At 72.4% G+C, this 17,868-nt stretch carries 16 protein-coding genes; 9 read left to right on the forward strand and 7 right to left on the reverse strand.

The genetic code is table 11. The features are described from left to right. Window positions 1–85: 85 nt before the first annotated feature. Complete coding sequence (locus ACZ6Y1_RS18955) at window positions 86–1,531, reverse strand: MFS transporter (protein ID WP_469630483.1); 1,446 nt, start codon at window positions 1,529–1,531, stop codon at window positions 86–88. 71 nt (window positions 1,532–1,602) lie between these two features. On the opposite strand from ACZ6Y1_RS18955, the gene ACZ6Y1_RS18960 reads away from it, so the two are divergent. From ACZ6Y1_RS18960 to era, 3 genes are all read left to right on the forward strand, one after another. After that, window positions 1,603–2,583, forward strand: coding sequence for a GlxA family transcriptional regulator (locus tag ACZ6Y1_RS18960; RefSeq protein WP_469630486.1), 981 nt, complete (start codon window positions 1,603–1,605; stop codon window positions 2,581–2,583). A gap of 149 nt (window positions 2,584–2,732) precedes the next feature. After that, a complete protein-coding gene (locus tag ACZ6Y1_RS18965) occupies window positions 2,733–4,043 on the forward strand; it encodes a WxL domain-containing protein (protein ID WP_469630699.1) in 1,311 nt (436 codons plus the stop codon). 1,037 nt (window positions 4,044–5,080) lie between these two features. Continuing rightward, on the forward strand, window positions 5,081–6,031 hold the full coding sequence (gene era / locus ACZ6Y1_RS18970; protein WP_469630702.1) for a GTPase Era: 951 nt from the start codon (window positions 5,081–5,083) through the stop codon (window positions 6,029–6,031). 15 nt (window positions 6,032–6,046) lie between these two features. On the opposite strand, the gene ACZ6Y1_RS18975 is transcribed toward era, so the two are convergent. From ACZ6Y1_RS18975 to ACZ6Y1_RS18990, 4 genes are all read right to left on the reverse strand, one after another. Beyond that, window positions 6,047–6,739 (reverse strand): SAM-dependent methyltransferase, encoded by a 693-nt coding sequence (locus ACZ6Y1_RS18975; RefSeq protein ID WP_469630489.1) that lies wholly within the window; start codon window positions 6,737–6,739, stop codon window positions 6,047–6,049. 114 nt (window positions 6,740–6,853) lie between these two features. Then, complete coding sequence (locus ACZ6Y1_RS18980; RefSeq protein ID WP_469630493.1) at window positions 6,854–7,660, reverse strand: GNAT family N-acetyltransferase; 807 nt, start codon at window positions 7,658–7,660, stop codon at window positions 6,854–6,856. A gap of 56 nt (window positions 7,661–7,716) precedes the next feature. After that, window positions 7,717–7,986: a protealysin inhibitor emfourin gene (locus ACZ6Y1_RS18985; RefSeq protein ID WP_469630496.1), complete on the reverse strand. Its 270-nt coding sequence runs from the start codon at window positions 7,984–7,986 to the stop codon at window positions 7,717–7,719. A 10-nt stretch (window positions 7,987–7,996) separates the two neighbouring features. After that, window positions 7,997–9,070, reverse strand: coding sequence for a M4 family metallopeptidase (locus tag ACZ6Y1_RS18990; RefSeq protein ID WP_469630499.1), 1,074 nt, complete (start codon window positions 9,068–9,070; stop codon window positions 7,997–7,999). Window positions 9,071–9,436: 366 nt separating this feature from the next. Here ACZ6Y1_RS18990 and leuA point away from each other — a divergent pair, with 366 nt between their 5' ends. Continuing rightward, entirely contained in the window at window positions 9,437–11,200 is a 1,764-nt protein-coding gene (leuA, locus tag ACZ6Y1_RS18995) for a 2-isopropylmalate synthase (RefSeq protein ID WP_469630502.1), read from the forward strand. A gap of 77 nt (window positions 11,201–11,277) precedes the next feature. On the opposite strand, the gene ACZ6Y1_RS19000 is transcribed toward leuA, so the two are convergent. Then, the gene (locus ACZ6Y1_RS19000) at window positions 11,278–12,036 is read right to left on the reverse strand and encodes an SDR family NAD(P)-dependent oxidoreductase (protein ID WP_469630507.1); all 759 of its coding nucleotides are present in this window, start codon (window positions 12,034–12,036) and stop codon (window positions 11,278–11,280) included. A gap of 153 nt (window positions 12,037–12,189) precedes the next feature. Between ACZ6Y1_RS19000 and ACZ6Y1_RS19005 the strand changes: the two genes are divergently transcribed. From ACZ6Y1_RS19005 to ACZ6Y1_RS19025, 5 genes are all read left to right on the forward strand, one after another. Then, a complete protein-coding gene (locus ACZ6Y1_RS19005; protein WP_469630510.1) occupies window positions 12,190–12,885 on the forward strand; it encodes a TerB family tellurite resistance protein in 696 nt (231 codons plus the stop codon). A 618-nt stretch (window positions 12,886–13,503) separates the two neighbouring features. Further along, window positions 13,504–15,060 (forward strand): nucleobase:cation symporter-2 family protein, encoded by a 1,557-nt coding sequence (locus ACZ6Y1_RS19010; protein WP_469630513.1) that lies wholly within the window; start codon window positions 13,504–13,506, stop codon window positions 15,058–15,060. 125 nt (window positions 15,061–15,185) lie between these two features. Beyond that, window positions 15,186–15,932 carry a DNA repair protein RecO gene (gene recO / locus ACZ6Y1_RS19015; RefSeq protein ID WP_469630516.1) on the forward strand — a complete coding sequence of 249 codons (747 nt, stop codon included), beginning with the start codon at window positions 15,186–15,188 and terminating at the stop codon, window positions 15,930–15,932. Between the two features lie 23 nt (window positions 15,933–15,955). Continuing rightward, window positions 15,956–16,780: an isoprenyl transferase gene (locus ACZ6Y1_RS19020; RefSeq protein ID WP_469630519.1), complete on the forward strand. Its 825-nt coding sequence runs from the start codon at window positions 15,956–15,958 to the stop codon at window positions 16,778–16,780. A 71-nt stretch (window positions 16,781–16,851) separates the two neighbouring features. Then, window positions 16,852–17,397, forward strand: a complete 546-nt coding sequence (locus tag ACZ6Y1_RS19025) for a YcxB family protein (protein WP_469630522.1) — start codon at window positions 16,852–16,854, stop codon at window positions 17,395–17,397. Between the two features lie 7 nt (window positions 17,398–17,404). On the opposite strand, the gene ACZ6Y1_RS19030 is transcribed toward ACZ6Y1_RS19025, so the two are convergent. Then, a complete protein-coding gene (locus tag ACZ6Y1_RS19030; RefSeq protein ID WP_469630525.1) occupies window positions 17,405–17,830 on the reverse strand; it encodes a Fur family transcriptional regulator in 426 nt (141 codons plus the stop codon). Window positions 17,831–17,868: the final 38 nt, after the last annotated feature.

A 17,868-nucleotide genomic window follows, 5' to 3' on the forward strand; every position in this document is an offset into this window, starting at 1 on the left:
AACGCCGACGAGGCCGGATGGGGCACCGCCCAGACCCCGCGCCTCGAACGCCGGCGGGGATGGAAGATCGGGTTCGAGGGTGGCCTCAGGCGCCGGAGGGGCGGGGGTTCGCAGGGGACCGGCCCGCCGAGGGCCGGAGGCGGCGAATGGTCATCGACATCAGCGCCGCCACCGCGCACAGCGCGCCCGACGCGTACCAGACCGGGTCGTACGAGCCGAAGGCGTCACGGGCCAGGCCGCCGAGGAAGGCCACCGCGGCCGCGCCGACCTGGTGGGAGGCCAGGACCCAGCCGAAGACGATCGCGCTGTCCTCCCCGTACCGCTCCCGGCACAGGGCGATCGTCGGCGGAACCGTCGCCACCCAGTCCAGGCCGTAGAAGACGATGAAGAACACCAGCGGCGGCCGCACCGCCGGTGCCAGCAGTACCGGCAGGAAGAGCAGCGAGACGCCGCGCAGGGCGTAGTACACGGCCAGCAGGCGCCGGGCCTCGAAGCGGTCCGTGAACCAGCCGGACGCGATCGTGCCGACCACGTCGAACACGCCGACCACGGCGAGCAGTCCCGCGGCCGCCGTCACCGGCATGCCGTGGTCGTGCGCCGCCGGTACGAAATGGGTCCGGACGAGCCCGTTGGTGGAGGCGCCGCAGATCGCGAAGGTGCCCGCCAGCAGCCAGAAGGGCCCGGTCCGGGCCGCCTCGAACAGGACGGTCACGGCCCGCCGCGCCGCGCCCGGGGCCGGCGCCGGCTTCGGGGTGTACGTGCCCCCGTACGGGGCGAGGCCCACGTCCGCCGGGTGGTCGCGCAGCAGCAGCCACACGAAGGGGACCACGGCCAGCGCGGACAGGGACACCGTGACCGCCGCCGGCCGCCAGCCGTGGTGTTCCACCAGCCAGGACAGCAGCGGCAGGAAGATCAGCTGCCCGGAGGCGCCCGCGGCGGTCAGGACGCCCGTGACCAGCCCACGCCGCGCGGTGAACCAGCGGTTGGTCACCGTCGCCGCGAAGGCGAGCGCCATCGAGCCGCTGCCCAGGCCCACCAGCACACCCCACAACAGCACCAGTTGCCAGGCGGCGGTCATCCACACCGTGGCCACGGAGCCGAGGGCGATGACGGTCAGGGCCAGCGCGACGACCTTCCGGATGCCGAAGCGGTCCATCAGCGCGGCGGCGAAGGGGGCGGTGAGCCCGTAGAGGGCGAGGTTCACGGAGACGGCGAGGCCGATCGTGGCGCGCGGCCAGTCGAACTCCTCGTGCAGCGGCTCGATGAGCAGACCGGGCAGTGAGGCGAAGGCGGCGGCGCCGATGATCGTCACGAAGGCGACGGCCGCGGCGAACCAGGCGCGGTGGACGCGTCCGGCCGCGCGGGCCGCGGCAGGGGCGGCGACAGGGGCGTCGGTGGAGGCGACGGTGGAGGCGGGCCCCGGGGCGGCCTCCGGGGCGACCTCCGAGGCGGCCTCCGAGGCGGCCTCCGGGGCGGGCCCGGGAGTGGCTCCGGAGGCGGCGGGTCCGGGGGTGGGTGCTGTCTGCGTCACGTAGGCAGCTTCCGGGCCGCGGGGCACCCTTCGACAGTGGCCGGACCGACATGCTTCGCTACGATCGGGCCATGAAGCCGCATCGCGTCGCCGTCCTCGCGCTCGCGGGCCTGCTGCCCTTCGAGCTCGGCATCCCGCACCGGATCTTCGGTTACTCCAGGGACGCCGACGGGCGCCCCCACTACGAGACCCTCACCTGCGGACTGCGCCCCGGACCGGTGTCCACGAACGCCGACTTCGCGGTCCACGTCGAGCACGGCCCCGAACTCCTCGCCACGGCCGACACCGTCGTGGTGCCGGCCTCGTACGAGCTCGGCCCGGTCCACGAGAAGGGCGTCCTGACCGACGAGCTGGCGGCGGCCCTCGCGCACATCCGGCCCGGCACCCGCCTGGTCTCCATCTGCACCGGCGGCTACGTGCTGGCGGCGGCCGGATACCTGGACGGCCACCGGGCCACCACCCACTGGGCGTACGCGGAGCACTTCCAGCGGCTCTTCCCGGCCGTACGGGTCGACGCGAACGTGCTCTACACCGACGACGGGGACGTCCTGACCTCCGCCGGCGTCGCCTCCGGCATCGACCTGTGCCTGCACATCGTGCGGCGCGACCACGGCGCGGCCGTCGCCAACGACGTGGCCCGGCGCACCGTCGTACCCCCGCACCGGGAGGGCGGGCAGGCCCAGTTCATCGAGCGCCCGGTGCCGCAGCCGCAGTTCGCCAGCACCGCGGCGGCCCGGGCGTGGGTGATGGACCGGCTGCACGAGCCGGTCAGCCTCGGCGACCTCGCCCGGCAGGAAGCGGTGTCCGTACGGACCTTCACCCGCCGGTTCCGGGAGGAGGCGGGCGTCAGCCCGGGCGAGTGGATCACCGCCCAGCGGGTGGAGCGGGCCCGGCAGCTGCTGGAGCGGACCGACCTCCCGATCGAGCGGGTCGCACGGGAGGCGGGCTTCGGGACGGCCCAGTCGCTGCGCAAGCACGTGCAGGCGGCGCTCGGTGTGAGCCCGACCGCGTACCGGCGCACCTTCCGGGCCGGAGGCCGGCCCGCCGCCTGACACTGCCACCTTCTGATGGGCCATCAGTTCGCGCGGGGACCGTGCATTGACTTCTCCCGCCCGCCGCTCGTGAATGGCCCCCAGCAGAGCGGAAGGGGCGGGCGGTGCGAACAGGGGCGCGGAACCGAAGGTGGTCGGCGGCCGTCGGCATGGCGGTGCTCGCCGCCACGACCGGAGGCGCCCTGAGCGCACCGGCCGCCGCCGAGGGGGAGACCCCGGTGGGCCAGGTGGAGTTCCCCACCCACTGCCTGCCGCCCCAGGAAGCCGGACTCCCGCCCGCCGACGGGCCGACCACCGCCAGGATCACCGTCGACAACCCTGCCCCGCGGGTCGGCGACACCGTCACCGTGACGTACCAGGTGGCCCGCACTCCCGCCGTGAACCCCGCCGGGGCCGCCGGACTCCCCGCGGACGCCCTGACCCCGACGGGGCGGGTGCTGCTCTCCGGCGCACAGAGCGGCGAGGTCACCGTGGTCGGCGCCCAGCGCAACGACCCCGTCCCGGCGGGGGCGGTCCTGCCCGCCGTCACCATGACCGGCACCTTCACCGTCACCGCCCCCGGGCAGACGGCCCTCGCCCCGGGCGGCTACACCCTGCACACCAGCCACCCGCTGGGCCTCGACACCGTGTGCACCCCAGCCGCCGCCGAGCCGTCCGGGGTCGCGGTCTCGGCCCGCCTCACCGCGAGCGACCTGCCCACGGCCAACCTGCGCAGCGTCTTCCTCGGCGCCCCCTCCGGGAAACCGGGGGCCGAGGTCGAGGTCACCGCGGCCGGCTTCACCCCCGGCGCGGCCGTGACGGTCGCCGGGCGGGCGGGCGCCGCGGAGACCGCCGACCGGGTCGCCGCCACCGCCGACGGGCGGGGCGTGGCGGTGGCGGTCCTGCCGGTCAAGGACAAGGCCACCACGGCGGTGGTCGCGTACGAGGGCGCGGCGTGGTCGGCGCGGCGGGGGTCCGGGCCGGCGGCGTACGCGGTCGTCGACGCCGGTCGGACCGCCGCGGCGCCGACCGCCACGCAGCGGGTCGCCGCCACCGTCGAGCCGGGCGCGCTGGCGATGAGCCAGGCCGGCGAGGACATCGCCCTGGGGGCGGTCCCGTACGGCGACGGGGGCGCCGCGCCGGGCCGGATCGGAACCGTCACCGTCACGGACGCGCGGGGCGGGCCGGCCGGGTGGTCCCTGATCGGCAAGGTCACCGACTTCACGGGACCGGGCGGGGTGCGCATCCCGGGGGCGTCGCTGTCCTGGACGCCGGTGTGCGTGGCGGCGCCGGGGAGCGCGAGCGCGTGTACGGCGGGCAGTGCGGGGGTGGTGGGGCCGGAGGGGGCGGTGCTGGCGTCCACCGGTGACGCCCCGCTGGTCGGCGGGACGTTCACCGTCGACGCGGCGGTCACGCTCCAGGTGCCGCGGTACACCCCGCCGGGCGCGTACACGGCGGTCCTGACGCTGACCCTGTCGTGACGGGCCCGCTGCCGGTGCGCGGTGCCGCGCGGGCCCTGGCCGGGCCCGCACCTCAATCGTCGGCGGGGCTGGGTGTTCCAGCCCCTCCGGCGCTTGAGGAGCGGGGTCCGGGGCGGAGCCCCGGTTTCGGGAAGGGGCGGGGTGGACGGCTCTGCGCAGCGGCCGCCGTGACGGGCGTGCTTCTGCTCGGGCCCGTGGGGACGGCCGCGGGGGCCGACAACGGGCAGTGGTCCGTGCTGCCGGCCGCCAACGCCGTGGGGCAGCGGCCGTACTTCTACCTCGCGGCCGCCCCCGGCGCGGCCGTCACCGACGCCGTCACCGTCGCCAACCGCACCGACCGCCCCCGCACCTTCCGCCTCTACGCCGCCGACGCCTACAACACCGCCCGCGACGGCGGCTTCGCCCTGCGCGGGCCCGACGAGCCCCGCCGGTCCACCGCCGCGTGGGCGCGGCTCGACCGGGAGACGGTGACCGTCCCGGCCCGGAGCGCGGTCGGCGTCGGGTTCACCGTCACCGTGCCCGACCGGGCCGAACCCGGCGACCACCCCGGCGCGATCGTCGCCCTGGAGGAAAGGCCCGCCCCCACCACCGCGCAGGGGGTGGGCGTGCAGCAGGCCGTCGCCGCCCGGCTGTACCTGCGGGTGACCGGCCCGACCGCCCCCGCCCTCGCCGTCGAGGGGGTCCGGGTCGAGGCGAAGGGCGCCCGCGCGGAGGTTTCGTACACGCTCCGCAACATCGGCAACGTCACTCTCCGGCCCCGCGCCGACCTCACTGCCACCGGGGCCCTCGGCCGGACCCTGGCCGCCGGCCGCCCGCTCGCCGGACTGCCCGCGGAACTGCTGCCGGGTCAGGAAGTGCGGCTCAGCGCCCGCTGGGACGGCCCGCCCGCCGTGGAACGGGCCCGGGTGACGATCCGTGCCCGGGCCGACGGGGCCACGGCCCGGGGCGGCGCGGACTTCGCCGCGTATCCGCCGCTCACGGCCATCGTGGCCCTCGTCACCGTGGCCTGGTCGGCGCTGGGAGCCGCATCGGGGAGAATGGCCCGTATGAGCGATCGTTCCCCCGAGTCCACCGCCCCGCACCGTGCGGGCTTCGCCTGCTTCGTCGGCCGCCCCAACGCCGGCAAGTCGACACTGACCAACGCACTCGTGGGCACCAAGGTCGCGATCACCTCCAACCGGCCGCAGACCACGCGCCACACGGTCCGCGGCATCGTGCACCGCCCCGACGCGCAGCTGGTGCTCGTCGACACGCCCGGCCTGCACAAGCCGCGCACGCTGCTCGGCGAGCGGCTCAACGACGTCGTGCGGACCACCTGGGCCGAGGTCGACGTGATCGGCTTCTGCCTGCCGGCCGACCAGAAGCTCGGCCCCGGTGACAAGTTCATCGCCAAGGAACTCGCGGCGATCAAGAAGACCCCCAAGATCGCCATCGTGACCAAGACGGACCTGGTGGAGTCCAAGGCGCTGGCCGAACAGCTCCTCGCCATCCACCAGCTCGGCGCGGAGCTCGGCATCGAGTGGGCCGAGATCGTGCCCGTCTCCGCCGTCGGCGACAACCAGGTCCAGCTGCTGGCCGACCTGATCGCGCCGCTGCTGCCGGAGAGCCCGCCGCTGTACCCGGAGGGCGACCTCACCGACGAGCCCGAGATGGTCATGGTCGCCGAGCTGATCCGCGAGGCCGCCCTGGAAGGCGTGCGCGACGAACTGCCGCACTCCATCGCCGTGGTCGTCGAGGAGATGATCCCGCGGGAGAACCGCCCGGCGGACCGCCCGCTGCTGGACATCCACGCCAACGTCTACATCGAGCGGCCAAGCCAGAAGGGCATCATCATCGGCCCGAAGGGCTCCCGCCTGAAGGAGGTCGGGATGAAGTCGCGCAAGCACATCGAGGCGCTGCTCGGGACCCCGGTCTTCCTCGACCTCCACGTGAAGGTCGCCAAGGACTGGCAGCGGGACCCCAAGCAGCTCCGCAAGCTCGGCTTCTAGGAGCGCGCCGGCGCCTCAGCGCAGGCGCCGGACCTTGAGCACGTTGTCGTAGCCGGGGCCCGGACGGTCGGCCTCGGCGCCGGTCCGGGCGTGCTCGGCGCACACCAGGACCTCCCAGTCGTCCCCGGCCAGCTCCAGGTCCGCCAGGACCTCCTGCGGGGTGGGGAAGTGCAGCTCCGGGTGGGGGTTGCGGGCCCCGTGCTCCCCGCCGCCGTGGCCGCCCACCAGCAGGACCCCGCCCGGGGCGACGGCCGCCGCGGCGGTACGCAGGATCCGCTCGCGGGGCATGTCCCCCGGGCTGTGCAGGAAGCAGGCGGAGACCAGGTCGAACTCGCCGCCGGGGAAGGACTCCCCGAGGTCGTGGTGCTCGAAGGCGATCCGGTCGTCGACCCCCGCCTCGGCGGCGTGCTCGGCGGCCCGGCCGAGGGCGACCTTCGAGATGTCGACGCCGGTGACCCGCCATCCCCTGCGGGCCAGCCAGACGGCGTCCGCGCCCTCCCCGCAGCCGAGGTCCAGCGCCCGGCCGGGGGCCAGGTCCTCGGTCTCCCGGAGCAGGAGGGCGTTGGGATTGCCGCTCCAGATGCGGGTGCTCTCGCTGTAGCGGCCGTCCCAGAACTCCGCCTCTCCGGCGGGCTCCGCGGCGGGGGAGTCGGCGTGGGTGTGGGCGTGGGCGTGGGCGCCGGTGTGCCGGTGCTCGTGCTGATGCATGGGGCCTTCTTCCGGTTCGGGGCTGGATCGTCCGTCCGCTTGCTGCGATGCTCCGCCCGGTGCCCGGGATCCGGCAAACCCTGTTGCCGATCCGGCAAACCCGCCCTGTGGGGGCTACGCCTCCGGGGGCTCCGCGATCAGGGCCGTCGCCACCCGGCGGAAGCCGATGCGGCCGTAGATGCGGGCCACGTCCTCGTCGCCGGCCGACAGGAAGACCGTCCGCACCCCCTGCTCCTGGGCGCGGGCGACCAGCGCCGAGGTGACCGCGAGGGCCAGACCCTGGCGCCGGGCCGACGGAAGGGTGCCGACGCCGACCACCTCGGCGATGTCGCCGACGGGGTTGTACTGGCCCGCGCAGAGCACGACGCCGTCGCGGACGGCCGCGGCCAGGGCGGTGGTGCCCGCCACGAGCTTCCCGGCCACCCGGGCCCGGCCCTCCTCCGCCCACGGCTCGGCCGTCTTGGCCGCCAGTTCCGCCGGACCGGCCTGCCCGACCGCGGTCCCGGGGTCCGCGAAGGCGAGGGCCGGGACGGTCACCGCCGCCTTCAGCAGCGGGTCGTCCGCGCCGAGCAGGCGTACGTCGGGATGCGCGGGGAGGGGCGCCGCCCCGGCGTCCAGCACCATCAGCGGGTGGGCGTGGACGTGGAGTCCCGCCGCCTCCACCGGGCCCCGCAGCGAGGGGGTGGTTTCGGCCACCCACTCGAAGGATTCGGGGACCTTCAGCTCCCGCTGCCGGGCCAGGACCCGCTCCACGTCCGCCATGGTCGCCGCGCCGCCGCCGAGCGCGGGCCGCGCGTAGTACGGCCAGCCCGCGCCCTCCTGGACGAACAGGGTCAGCGGGCCGAAGTCCTCGGCCCGCGCACCGCCCACCCGGGGCACCGTGTCGTAGTACCGCTCCAGCGAGTCCAAGATCATAGTCATCCCGGCATCCAACCAAAGCGGGGCTGCGGGAGCACCCTCTTATCCGGCCCCTTCCCTCAGGCCCCTTCCTTCAGGACGCGCGAGATCAGCGCGCGCTGCGCGTCCGAGAGGTGCGGGTCGTGGCAGGACACCGTCCGCCCGTCCACCGTGATCTCGTACGAGAACCCGTCCCGCACGCCGGCCGGCGCGTGTCCGTGCGCGTCCGGCCGCAGTGCCAGGTGGGCCAGGGCCCGCCACTCGTCCTCGTCCGCGCGGCCCGAGGTGTCCACCTCCGCCCGTCGCTCGATGCCCGCGAAGCCGCCCGTCCGCACCACCTGAATCCGCATGGCAGTCGTCCTACCCCGCGAGCGGCACGCCCACCACCGACCACGCCTTCTGCAGCGCCCGGTGCTCGGCGCCGCCCTCCCCGTACCGGGCCGCGGCCGCCGCGGTGGACAGCCGGGCGAAGTCCGTGAACGTGGCGTTCGAGGCCAGCTGCCCGCCCGTCAGGGTGTCGTACCAGATCTGCCCGGCCCGCTCCCAGGCCTTGCCGCCGAGTTCGGTCGCCGCGACGTAGAAGGCGTGGTTGGGGATGCCGGAGTTGATGTGCACCCCGCCGTTGTCCCGGTTGGTGTTCACGTAGCCGTCCATGGTGGCCGGCTGCGGGTCCTTGCCGAGCTCGTCGTCGTCGTACGCCGTCCCCGGGGCCTTCATCGAGCGCAGCGCGACCCCGGTGACATTGGGGCCGAGCAGCCCGGCGCCGATCAGCCAGTCGGCCTGCTCGGCGGTCTGGTCCAGGGAGTACTGCTTGATCAGGGAGCCGAAGACGTCCGACATCGACTCGTTCAGCGCGCCGGACTGCCCGAGGTAGGCCAGGTTCGCCGTGTACTGGGTGACCCCGTGGGTGAGCTCGTGCCCGATGACGTCGACCGACACCGTGAAATCGAGGAAGAGGTCCCCGTCGCCGTCCCCGAAGACCATCTGGCGGCCGTCCCAGAAGGCGTTGTTGTAGTCCTCGCCGTAATGGACGCTCGCGTCGAGCGCGAGCCCGGAGTCGTCGATCGAGCGGCGCCCGAAAGCCTTCAGGAACAGTTCGTACGTGGCCCCGAGCCCCGCGTAGGCGCGGTTGACCGTGGCGTCCTTGACCAGGGGGTCGCCCTCGCCGCGCACCTTCTTCCCGGGCAGCCGGGTGCGGTGCTGGGCGTCGTAGACCGTCCGGTCCGGATCGTCGGAGGCGGGCGCCCCGAGCGCGGGGGCGATCCCGCGGACGGTGGTGACCCGTCGCCGGGTGCGCAGCATGGCGTCGTGTTCGAGGGTGTTCTGGGCGAGGTCGGCACGCCGGGAGTCCTGGGACTGGGCGGCCTTGTCGAGCAGGTGGGGCGGCACGACGGTGCAGAAGACGGGGTGACGGAGGGCGTGGGAGGCATTCATGCCCGGAAATGTGGCAGCGGGTCACGACGGTGTCACTACCCGCGACCATGATTCATTCGCATGTCCGAAAGTCGCGTCGCGGGGTTGACGGATCAAACGCACTTTCCTCGCGAAGGAGAGTTTTGGCTCACATATGGTGCAAATCGGACTGGGCGGTCTTGCATACTGAAACAGGTCCTCGCGTTACGGCGCGGCTCGGTTAGGCTCGGCCCATCATGCGTTTCGGGCTGCTTCTCCTTAGCTGCCGCGGCGAGGGTCTGTAGTCGTAGGCCGACCCCCTCCCCGCGGAGATTGGTGTTGCGGTTTTTACGACCGCCGTCGGCCGTTCCAGCGAACTACACGCGGACACGCGAGGAGCCCAACGCCATGAGCCAGCAGCCTTTTGTCGGTCGTCCCACGCCCATCACCAACGCGACCCACACCCAGAAGTCCTCCGGGATGCCCATCCACAAGTACGGCCAGTACGAGCAGGTGGACCTCCCCGACCGCACCTGGCCGGACGCCCGCGTCACCAAGGCTCCCCGCTGGCTCTCCACGGACCTGCGCGACGGCAACCAGTCGCTGATCGACCCGATGACCCCCGCCCGCAAGCGCGAGATGTTCGACCTGCTGGTGCGCATGGGCTACAAGGAGATCGAGGTAGGCTTCCCGTCCTCCGGCGAGACCGACTTCGCCTTCGTGCGCTCGATCATCGAAGAGGGCGCGATCCCCGACGACGTCACCATCTCCGTGCTGACCCAGGCCCGCGAGGACCTGATCGAGCGGACCGTCGAGTCGCTGATCGGCGCCAAGCGCGCCACCGTGCACCTGTACAACGCGACCGCCCCGACCTTCCGCCGGGTCGTCTTCCGCGGCTCCAAGGAGCAGATCAAGCAGATCGCCGTCGACGGCACCCGCCTGGTCATGGAGTACGCCGAGAAGCTGCTGGGCGACGAGACCGTCTTCGGCTACCAGTACAGCCCCGAGATCTTCACCGACACCGAGCTGGACTTCGCCCTGGAGGTCTGCGAGGCGGTCTGTGACGTATGGCAGCCGTCCGAGGGCCGCGAGATCATCCTGAACCTGCCCGCCACCGTGGAGCGCTCGACGCCCTCCACCCACGCGGACCGCTTCGAGTGGATGGCCCGCAACCTGACCCGCCGCGAGCACATCTGCATCTCCGTGCACCCGCACAACGACCGCGGCACCGCCGTCGCCGCCGCCGAGCTGGCCCTGATGGCCGGCGCCGACCGCATCGAGGGCTGCCTGTTCGGGCAGGGCGAGCGCACCGGCAACGTCGACCTGATCACGCTGGGCATGAACCTGTTCTCGCAGGGCATCGACCCGCAGATCGACTTCTCCCAGATCGACGAGATCCGCCGCACCAGCGAGTACTGCAACCAGATGGAGGTCCACCCGCGCCACCCCTACGCGGGCGACCTGGTCTACACCGCCTTCTCCGGCTCCCACCAGGACGCCATCAAGAAGGGCTTCGACGCCATGGAGGCCGACGCGGCCGCCCAGGGCAAGACCGTCGACGACATCGAGTGGGCGGTCCCGTACCTGCCGATCGACCCGAAGGACGTCGGCCGCTCCTACGAGGCCGTCATCCGCGTCAACTCGCAGTCCGGCAAGGGCGGCATCGCGTACGTCCTGAAGAACGACCACAAGCTGGACCTGCCGCGCCGCATGCAGATCGAGTTCTCCCGCATCATCCAGGCCAAGACCGACGCCGAGGGCGGCGAGGTCACGCCGAAGGCGATCTGGGAGGTCTTCTCGGACGAGTACCTGCCCAACCCCGAGAACCCGTGGGGCCGCATCCAGCTGCGCTCCGGCTCGACCACCACCGACAAGGACGGCACCGACACCCTGACCGTCGAGGCGGTCGTGGACGGGATCGAGACGGTCCTGAGCGGCACCGGCAACGGTCCGATCTCGGCCTTCTTCGACGCGCTGGCCGAGATCGGCGTCGACGCCCGCCTGCTGGACTACACCGAGCACACCATGAGCGAGGGCGCCTCCGCCGTCGCCGCCTCGTACATCGAGTGCGCGATCGACGGCCGGGTCCTGTGGGGCATCGGCATCGACGCCAACACCACCCGCGCCTCCCTGAAGGCGGTCATCTCCGCCGTCAACCGCGCGGGCCGCTGATCCACCCGCACGTGAACCCCGCTCCTCCCCCGTGGAGGGGCGGGGTTCCGCCGTTCCCGGCCCCCGGGGCCGCCGGCTCAGCGGGCCAGGTAGCCGCCGTCCACCGGCAGCACCACGCCCGTCACGAACGAGGCCGCGTCCGAGGCCAGGAAGGCGATCACCCGGGCCACCTCCTCCGGCTCGCCGAGCCGGCCCATCGGATGCGCCGCGGAGATCTCCGCGAGGTACTCCGGACCGCCCGGCTCGTCGTCGAGCGCCAGCACCCGTTCCGTACGGATGGTGCCGGGGGCCACCGCGTTGACCCGGATCCCGCGGTCCGCCCACTCCACCGCGAGGTGCTTGGTCAGCCCCGACGCCACGAACTTCGCCGGCCCGTACGCGGCCTGCCGCGCCTGCCCGGCCACCCCCGAGATCGAGGACACGCACACCAGCGCCCCGCCGGGCCGCTCCTGCCCGGTCATCGCCTCGATGGCGTACTTGCACGTCAGGAACATGCCGCGGCCGTCCACCGCCATGACGTGGTCCCAGTCCTCGGGACTGGTCTCCCGTACATCCGAAAGAGGGAGCACCCCGGCGTTCGCCACGGCGACGTCGAGCCGCCCGTAGACCTCCACGGCGGCGGCGACCATCGCGCGGTTGGCCTCCGGATCGGCCACGTCGCCGGTCACCGTCGTGATGGCGAACCCCTCGTCGGCGAGCGACGCGCGCAGGGATTCGACGCCGGGGCCGTTGATGTCGGCCGCGGTGACCCGGGCCCCGGACCGGGCCAGCAGCGTGGCGGTGGCCCGGCCGATGCCGCTCGCGGCGCCCGTCACCAGGCAGGACTTCTCGTTCATGGGGCAGACCCTAGGGCTCGGGGGCAGGGGCGCGGATCGGCCAAGTCCGCGCGGCATCGCATGTTGTCCTGTCACACGACTGACGCGGCCTCACCTATGTGGCTAACATCACGCCAACCCGGCGATGTTGCCGGAAGGTTACGGAGGTGCGACGTGCTGCCAGTTCGGGGTGGGGACGGCCGGAAGATGACGGTCTGGGGCATCCGTACCACCTGGAGCACCGTGGGCGACGGGGAGTTCTTCTGTCCGTCGTGCGGTGGCGACCGCAACTACCGCAGGCGCGTCGGGCGCCGCCGGTTCACCGTCATCGGGGTTCCGCTGCTGCCGCGCGGGCAGGCCGGGCCGGTCGTCGAGTGCCAGGGCTGCCGCGAGCGCTTCGACACCGAGGTCCTGGAGCACCTGACCACCTCCCGCTTCACGGCGATGCTGCGCGACGCCGTGCACACCGTGAGCCTCGCCGTGCTCGCGGCGGGCGGTACGGCCTCGCGCGGGGCGCTGGAGGCCGCGGCGGGCTCCGTGCGGGCCGCAGGGTTCCCCGAGTGCACCGAGGAGCAGCTGGAGGCCCTCGTGGCCGCGCTCACCGCGGACGAGGGCCGGCTCGGCCTGTACGACGTACCGGAGTGCTGCGGGGCCGCCCTTTCGATCGAACTCCACGAGGCCCTGGAGCCGCTGGCACCGCACCTGGCGGGACCGGGCCGCGAGTCGATCCTGCTGCAGGGCGCTCGCATCGCGCTCGCGGACGGCCCGTACACCCCGGCCGAGCGGGAGGTGCTGACCACGGTGGGCGCGGCGCTGCGCATCGACGTCGACGAGGTGGGACGGCTGCTGTCGGCGGTGCGCGCTCCGTAGCAGCCCCCCTCTGCACGGTGACGCCCGGACCTTGCTGTCCGGGCGTCTCCGTGTTCCCGGACGGTCACATCCGCTGAGCGGATCACATCCGTCCGAAACGGATGCCTCAGGAGGTAACGATCCGGCCTCACAGGGGTCGAACAGGCCCTCGTGAACGTCCTGTGAACGCCGGAATCACGCCATCCCCACAGGATCGGTCCAAGGGGCGGACATCTGGGGCCGGTGCTTCGACTTCGCGGATCCGAACGCCCGTGAACTGCCTATCCGCAGCTCACGCCCGGTGTGCTTCGCGGGTGCAGGGCTGGAGGGGTCGGTTCCGCGCGGCACTTCGCATAGCGCCCCCGCGGGATCCGCGCCACCGGAGAAACCTACAGATCCGACGTCACCACGGGTCAACAATTTGTGTAAGTCGACGATATCTGTGAGGACCCCCACAGGCGTTCAATTCCGGTCACACGACAAGACGGCGCCGGAAACAAGGCCCGGCTTGGATGCAGCGCAACAGCGTGAACGTGAACGCACTGAAACCCCGGCGGATCAACGGGATAACGGACCCACTCCGGCCAGGGATAACCAGATCTCCTCTCAATTACCTACCTCTTGAAGGGCAAGGCAGAGATGGCACGTGTCGCCGCCCGGCTTTCCAGCAGTGGAGAGCAGAGCACGCACCCGGTCGACGAGGTGCTCCCCCTCCCCAAGCTCGCGCTGTACGGCTTCCAGCACGTACTCGCGTTCTACGCCGGCGCGGTGATCGTCCCGATCATCGTCGGCAGCGCGCTCAAGCTGAGCCCTGAACAGCTCGTCTACTTGATCAACGCGGACCTCTTCACCTGCGGTATCGCCTCCATCATCCAGGCCTTCGGCATCGGCCGGATCGGCGCGCGACTGCCGCTGATCCAGGGCGTGACCTTCACGGCCGTGTCCCCGATGATCGCCATCGGCCTCGGTGCCGGCGGTGGAACCGCGGCCCTGCTGGTCATCTACGGCGCCGTCATCACGGCGGGTATCGCGACCTTCGCGTTCGCCTGGCTCCCCGCGGGCGCCTTCAAGGCGGTCATGCGGCTCTTCCCGCCGGTCGTCACCGGCACGGTCATCACGGTGCTCGGCATCGTGCTGATCCCGGTGGGCCTCAAGGACGCGGCCGGCGGTGTTCCGACGCTCGCCGACGGCGGTGTGCCGACACAGCTGGCCTACGCCGGCGGCACCATGCTCTTCATCCTCGTCCTGATGAAGTTCGGCGGACCGTTCCTGCGCAGCATCAGCATCCTGCTCGGCCTGGTCGGCGGTACCCTCGCGGCCTTCGCGCTGGGCGACGCCCGGTTCGGCAACGTGGGCCAGTCCGACTGGATCGGCGTCACCACGCCCTTCCACTTCGGTGCCCCGAAGTTCGAGTGGTTCCCGATCTTCCTGATGCTGATCGTCATGCTGATCACCATGGTCGAGACCACCGGTGACACCTACGCCGTCGGTGACATCGTCGGCAAGGAGGTCGACAGCGAGGTCGTGGCCCGCGCCCTGCGTGCCGACGGCGCCGCCACCGCCCTCGGTGGTGTCCTGAACTCCTTCCCGTACGTCGCCTTCGCCGAGAACGTCGGCCTGGTCCGCATGACCAAGGTCAAGAGCCGTTTCGTGGTCGTCGCCGCGGGTGTGTTCATGATCATCCTGGGTCTGCTGCCCAAGGCCGCCGCGATCGTCGCCTCCGTCCCGCCGGGCGTGCTCGGCGGCGCCGCCACCGTGATGTTCGGCATGGTCGCCCTGGCGGGTATCCAGACCCTGGCCAAGGTGGACCTCAAGGAGGAGAAGAACGCGCTCGTCGTCGGCGTCTCGCTGGCCCTCGCGCTCTTCCCCGCCACCGTGCCGCTGTACTTCGACAAGCACGTGAGCCCCGACGCGTCCTCGCTGCTCAACAGCGGTGTCACCCTCGGTGCCACGGCCGCCATCGTCCTTAACCTGATCTTCAACGGGCTGGCCAAGGACGACGCCCACGACGCCGTCAGGACCGAGCTGCCGGCCCAGTCGGCGACGGCCCCGGCCGGCGCCGAGAAGGCGGCCGACGCCGTGGCCGACGCCGTCGTGGCCGATGACACGGAGGCCGATGACGCCGAGGCCGATGACGCCGAGGCCGGCAAGGCCGACGCGAAGAAGGTGGACGCGGCGGAGACGGCCGCCTCCTGATCCTCCCAAGGGGTGCTGACCCCTCGTCCGGAGACGCTCATCCGGACGAGGGGTCAACGCTGTCCCGCACGGTCCGGCCGCCCGCCCGCCGAAGGACCGGCCGCGCCGTACGGGACAATGGGCGCATGAGCCTGTTCCGCGACGACGGCATCGTGCTGCGCACCCAGAAGCTGGGTGAGGCGGACCGCATCATCACGCTCCTCACCCGGGGTCACGGACGGGTGCGGGCCGTCGCGCGCGGCGTCCGGCGCACCAAGTCGAAGTTCGGGGCTCGGCTGGAACCCTTCTCCCACGCCGACGTCCAGTTCTTCGCCCGGGGCAGCGAGCTGATCGGCCGCAGCCTGCCGCTCTGCACCCAGACCGAGATCATCGCCCCCTACGGCAACGGCATCGTCACCGACTACGCCCGCTACACCGCCGGCACCGCGATGCTGGAGACCGCCGAACGCTTCACCGAGAACGAGGGCGAGCCCGCCGTGCAGCAGTACCTGCTGCTCGTGGGCGCCCTGCGCACCCTCTCCCGAGGCGAACACGAACCGCACCTCATCCTCGACGCCTTCCTGCTGCGCTCCCTCGCCGTGAACGGCTACGCGCCCAGCTTCCAGGACTGCGCGAAGTGCGGGATCCACGGTCCCAACCGGCACTTCTCCGTCGGTGCCGGCGGGGTCATATGCGGGGACTGCCGGGTCCCCGGAAGCGTCGTACCATCTGCTGAGGCCATCGGGCTGCTCAGCGCCCTGCTGTCGGGGGACTGGGTGACCGCCGACGCGGCGGAGCCGCGGCACGTGCGCGAGGGGAGCGGACTCGTCTCCGCCTATCTCCACTGGCATCTGGAGCGTGGGCTGCGTTCCTTGCGTTACGTAGAGAAGTGACCGAGATCGGAGACCAAAGCGCCATGGCAGTACGCGGATTCCTGGGACGCTCCCGCCGCGAGTACAGGCTTCCCGAGCCGCACCCCTCCGGCGCCGTACCGCCGAAGATCCCGGGCGAGCTGGTGCCGGAGCACGTCGCGATCGTGATGGACGGCAACGGCCGCTGGGCCAAGGAACGCGGCCTGCCGCGCACCGAGGGCCACAAGGTCGGCGCGGAGCGCGTCCTCGACGTCCTCCAGGGCGCGATCGAGATGGGCGTCAAGAACATCTCCCTGTACGCCTTCTCCACCGAGAACTGGAAGCGCTCGCCCGACGAGGTGCGCTTCCTCATGAACTTCAACCGCGACTTCATCCGCAAGACCCGTGACCAGCTCGACGCGCTGGGCATCCGGGTGCGCTGGGTGGGCCGCATGCCCAAGCTGTGGAAGTCCGTGGCCAAGGAGCTCCAGGTCGCCCAGGAGCAGACCAAGGACAACGACAAGCTGACGCTGTACTTCTGCATGAACTACGGCGGCCGCGCCGAGATCGCCGACGCCGCCCAGGCGCTCGCCGAGGACGTGAAGGCCGGCCGGCTCGACCCGTCGAAGGTCAACGAGAAGACCCTCGCCAAGTACCTCTACTACCCGGACATGCCGGACGTGGACCTCTTCCTGCGCCCCAGCGGGGAGCAGCGCACCTCCAACTACCTGATCTGGCAGAGCGCGTACGCCGAGATGGTCTTCCAGGACGTGCTGTGGCCGGACTTCGACCGGCGCCACCTGTGGAACGCCTGCCTGGAGTACGCCCAGCGCGACCGCCGCTTCGGCGGCGCCGTCCCCAACCAGCCGGAGCCCGGCCCCACGGCCTGACCGGCCCCGAGCCGCATCCGGCGGCACACCCGCCGGATGCGGACGTGGCGACCCGGATAGGGTCGCCTGTCATGGACATGGAGTACGGCGCGACGGGGCCCGTCGCGGAGACGGTCGAACTGGCCTATCGGATCACTACGAAGGACCTCGCCGAGGCCGTGCGCCTGCGGGACGCGCGGACGGCGGCCGGCCGCCGCAGGCGGTGGCTGTTCCCCCTGACCGGGACGCTGTCGCTGCTCATCGGGGTCCTGGCGATCACGGGGGACGGAACCGCGGTCCGGGCCGCCGGGTTCCTCACCGGCGGCGTGGTGATGTGGGTGTTCGCGCTGTTCGGCCCGCGCGTCCAGGCGCGGGCCTTCCGGGGGCTGCTGGAGAAGGCGGGTGACTGCCGCACCGTCGTCGACGGCACGGGGATCACGGTGCGGACGGCCACCACGGAGTCGCGCATCTCCTGGGCCGCGCAGCCCACGTACGCGGAGGCCGACGGCGCGTTCGTCCTGCTCAGCGACGACAAGGGGGCGGTGGCCATGACGGTCCTGCCCAAGCGCGGCGTCCGGCAGCCGGCCGACGTCGACCGGCTGCGGGCACTTCTGGACGCGAACCTGCGCCGGATCTAGCGCTGGTTCAGCTTGCGGCCGCGCAGTCCGCGCAGGTGCCGAAGATCTCCACCGTGTGGGCCACGTTGACGTAGCCGTGCTCGGCGGCGACGGACTCCGCCCACTTCTCCACCGCCGGGCCCTCCACCTCGACGGCCTTGCCGCACTTGCGGCAGACCAGGTGGTGATGGTGGTCCCCGGTGGAGCAGCGGCGGTAGACGGACTCGCCGTCGCTGGTGCGCAGGACGTCGACCTCGCCCGCGTCCGCGAGGGACTGGAGGGTGCGGTACACGGTGGTCAGACCCACGGAATCGCCACGGTGCCTGAGCATGTCGTGGAGTTCCTGGGCGCTGCGGAACTCGTCCACCTCGTCCAGCGCCGCCGCGACCGCGGCCCGCTGGCGGGTGGATCGTCCTCGTACTGGCGCGTTCATCTCGCCAGGCGCAGTCGCCACCGGTTCCTCCTCGTATAGGCCTGCGGCCATTGTGCCAG

It is taken from the genome of Streptomyces sp. NPDC053432, from assembly GCF_055585365.1.